Genomic DNA, 4,096 nt, shown 5'->3' with positions numbered 1-4,096 from the left:
GGGTTGGAGTTCGGGGAACCGGCGTTGACGGTGGGTTCCGGGGTGGATGATCCGGCGTATTTCACGGCTCAGCTGACCGGGACGGTCCGCTTCGCGGACGCGGTCGCGGGGTTGTACGGGAAGGGCGCCCGACGGTTCCTCGAGATCGGTCCGAGTGCGGCCCTCACCCCGCTCGCGACCGAATGTCTCGACGGGCAGGATGTGCTGGTCACCCCGGCCCTGCGCGACGGGACCGTACGTGACCTCGTCACCACGCTCGCCACGCTCCACCTCGACGGGGTCGAGGTGGACTGGGCCGCCTACTTCGGGGCCTCGCGCCGCACCACCGAACTGCCGCCCTACGAGTTCGCGCGGCAGAACTACTGGCTCGACCCGCCCCGTCCCATGGATCCCGTCGTCCCCCTGCCCGACGGCGGTCTGCTGCTGACCGAGCGACTCGATGCGCCCTGGTTCCGCGAGCACCGGATCGGCGGCGCCGTCATCGCACCCGGGGCGTTCCTCGCGGTGATGGCGTTGCGGGCCGGTGCCGCGGCCGGATGCCCGGTGGTGCGCGAGCTCGTGCTGACCGCACCGCTGGAGCCGGGGGACGCCGAGATCCGGGTGACGGTGGCGGCTCCCGAGGCCGACGGCGGTCGTGCCCTGACCATCCACTCGCTCACCGACGGCCGCTGGCTGGAGCACGCGACCGGGCGACTGGAGACCGGCTCGACGGAACCCGGCGATCTCGGGAGCTGGCCACCGGCGGCCGCCGCGGTGGACGTCGCCGACGCGTACCGGCACTTCGCCGAGCGTGGCTTCGCGTACGGCCCGGGATTCCAGGGGCTGCGCGCCGCGTGGCGGGACGGCGACAACTGGTACGCCGAGCTGGACGCACCCCCGGCCGACGGGTACGGCATCCATCCGGCCGCCCTCGACGCCGCACTCCACGTCGCGCTGCTGGACGACGGCGAGGGGACCGACGTCCCGTTCCGATGGCACGGCCTGTTCCTGCACGCCGGGGACAGCATCCCCGTCCGCGTGCGGCTCACGCGTACCGCACCGGACCGGGCCCGGCTCGACCTGGCCGATCGATCCGGACGCCCCGTCCTGCATGCCGATGCCGTCGTGACGCGCCCCCTGCGCCGCGGCGTTCCGTTGCACCGCATCTCGTGGATCCCGGTCGCCGGCGACGCCGGAACGTCGTACGAGCTGCTGGATCGGCCGCTGGCCGGCGACGACCTCACCGGCACGGTGTGGGGGGTGCTCAGCGCCGTCCGGGCGAGGCTGACGCAACCGGGACGGATCGTGGTGCCGACCCGCAACGCGGTCCGCGTACTTCCCGGCGACGATCCCGACCCGGTCGAGGCGGCGATCTGGGGGCTGATCCGGGCGGCGCAGGCCGAGCACCCGGGACGCCTGATCCTGCTCGACCGGGACGACAGCGTGGATCGGCCGCTGCCCGGCGGCGAGGACGAGTTCGCCGTACGCGACGGCGTCCTCCACACGCCACGACTCGACCCCGATCTGCCGAAGCGCCCGGGTCCCACTCCGGACTGGGGAACCGTCCTGATCACCGGCGGGCTGGGCGGAATCGGTGCCCTCCTGGCCCGTCATCTGGTCGTGGCGCACGGTGTTCGCCGCCTGGTGCTCGTGGGCCGGCGCGGGATGGAGACGCCGGGGGCCACCGAGGTCGTCACCGGCCTGTCCGCGCTGGGCGCCGACGGGGTGGCCGTGGAGGCGTGCGATGTCAACGTTCCGGATGCGGTCGCCGGCCTGCTCGCGCGGCATCCGGTCACGTCCGTCGTGCACGCCGCCGGAGTTCTAGACGACGGCGTACTCACGTCGTTGACCGCGGACCGCCTTGCCACGTCACTGCGCGCCAAGGCGGACGGCGCGCGGGTGTTGCACGAGCTCACCGCGGACCGGGACCTGGCGGCGTTCGTCCTGGTCTCGTCGCTCTCCGGAACGCTCGGTTCACCGGGGCAGGCCGGGTACGCGGCGGCCAACGCCTACCTCGACGGGCTCGCCGAGCACCGGCGACGTCACGGGCGCCCGGCGCTGTCGATCGCGTGGGGCGCGTGGTCGGACGCGGGCGGGATGGCCGACCGGCTCACCGGGACCGGCCGGTCCCGGCTCGCCGCGGCCGGGACGCCTGCCTTCCCGGCCGAGGACGGACTGCGGTCGTTCGACGCGGCGCTCGACGCCGGCGCGGCGAACGTTGTGGCGGCCCAGTTCGATCTGAAGCGGTGGCGGGACCGCGCGGTGCCCGGGCTGCTGCGCGGCCTCGTTCCGTCGTCGCCGCGAGGCCCCGGCCGGATCACCGGGCGGCTGATCGACCTGGTGGTCGAGTCGGTGGCCCGGGTCCTCGGACACCCGGACACCAGCGCGATCGCCCCCGACCGGGCCTTCGCCGACCTCGGCTTCGACTCGCTGAGCGCGCTCGAGCTGCGCAACACGCTGCAGGAACGTACCGGCCTCACGCTCGACGTCACGCTCGTCTTCGACCATCCGAACTGCCAGGCCGTCGCGGACCGGCTGGCCGAGCTGACCGGAACCCTCGTCGATGCGGCTCCGGCCCGCGCGGCCGAGGTGGCGGCCGACGAGCCCATCGCGATCGTGGCGGCGGCCTGCCACCTGCCGGGCGGGGTGGCGTCGCCGGAGGATCTGTGGCGGCTGGTCGCGGACGGGGTGGACGCGATCGGGCCGTTTCCTCACGATCGGGGCTGGGACGTGGAGTCGATCTATCACCCGGAACCTGGAGTGCCCGGTACGACGTACACCCGCAGCGGGGGTTTCCTGCCCGGCGCCGCGGAGTTCGACGCGGCGCTGTTCGGCATCGGCGCCCGCGAGGCCGAAGAGATGGACCCGCAGCAGCGGCTGTTGATGCGGACGACGTGGGAGGCCTTCGAACGGGCCCGGATCGACCCGCTGGGCCTGCGCGGCAGCGACACCGGCGTGTTCGCCGGGGTGATGTACCACGATTACGCCGGGGGAAGCCCGGGAAGCCTGGTCTCGGGGCGGATCGCGTACACGTTCGGGCTGCAGGGGCCGGCCGTCACCGTGGACACCGCATGCTCCTCCTCGCTGGTCGCGATGCACTGGGCCATGCAGGCGCTGCGGCGGGGCGAGTGCGGGCTGGCGGTGGCCGGCGGGGTGACCGTGATGGCCACACCGGAAACGTTCATCGAGTTCAGCCGGCAGCGCGGGCTGTCGGCGGACGGGCGATGCCGCTCGTTCGGCGAGGGAGCGGACGGGACCGGATGGAGCGAGGGATCGGCGGTCGTGCTCCTCGAACGACTCTCGGACGCCCGCCGCAACGGGCATCCCGTGCTGGCCCTCGTACGCGGCAGCGCCATCAACTCGGACGGGGCGAGCAACGGCCTGACCGCGCCGAACGGGGTTGCCCAGCAGCGGGTCATCCGGGCGGCCCTGGCGGCGGCTGGGCTGCGCGGTGACGACGTCGACGTGGTCGAGGCGCACGGAACCGGTACGGCACTGGGCGACCCGATCGAGGCCCAGGCGCTGATCGCGACCTACGGTGCGGGCCGGACCGGGACACCGCTGCGCCTGGGTTCGGTGAAGTCGAACCTGGGGCACACCCAGGCCGCGGCCGGGGTCACCGGGATCATCAAGATGATCATGGCAATGCGGTCGGGGACCATGCCCCGGACGCTGTACGCCGACACCCCGTCGTCCAAGGTCGACTGGTCGCCCGGAACGGTGGAACTGCTCCACGAAGCGGTGGCGTGGCCGGCGACGGAACGGCCCCGGCGGGCGGCGGTGTCGTCGTTCGGGATCTCCGGCACCAACGCCCACGTGATCATCGAGAGCGTCGAGGAACCGTCGCCGGACCCGTCGGCCGGGCCGTCACCGGATCGCATCGTGCCGGTGCTGCTCTCCGCCCGTGACCAGAACGCGCTCCGCGAACAGGCCGGAGCTCTCACGGACTGGCTCGCCGCTCATCCCTCCGCCGCGGTCGCCGATGTGGCGTTCACGCTTGCCACCGCTCGGGCCGCCCTGCCCTGCCGCGCCGCCGTGGTGGCGTCGGACGTGGGTGAGTTGGGGGCGGGTCTGGGGTCGGTAGTAGGGGTCTCCGGTCGTGGTGGCGGCGGCCTGG

Annotated in this window: 1 protein-coding gene; it reads left to right on the top strand. The window is 73.6% G+C overall.

What is annotated here, in order from left to right; genetic code table 11:
* Positions 1 to 42 precede the first annotated feature (42 nt).
* On the top strand, positions 43 to 4,096 hold a 4,054-nt coding region (locus ACIA5C_RS48575; RefSeq protein ID WP_396068191.1), incomplete at its 3' end, for an SDR family NAD(P)-dependent oxidoreductase.

The sequence above is a fragment of the Actinoplanes sp. NPDC051343 genome (assembly GCF_044455125.1).
Lineage (GTDB): Bacteria > Actinomycetota > Actinomycetes > Mycobacteriales > Micromonosporaceae > Actinoplanes.
Note: the sequence above shows the minus strand (reverse complement) of the source record. Positions and strands in the feature narration are given on the sequence as shown.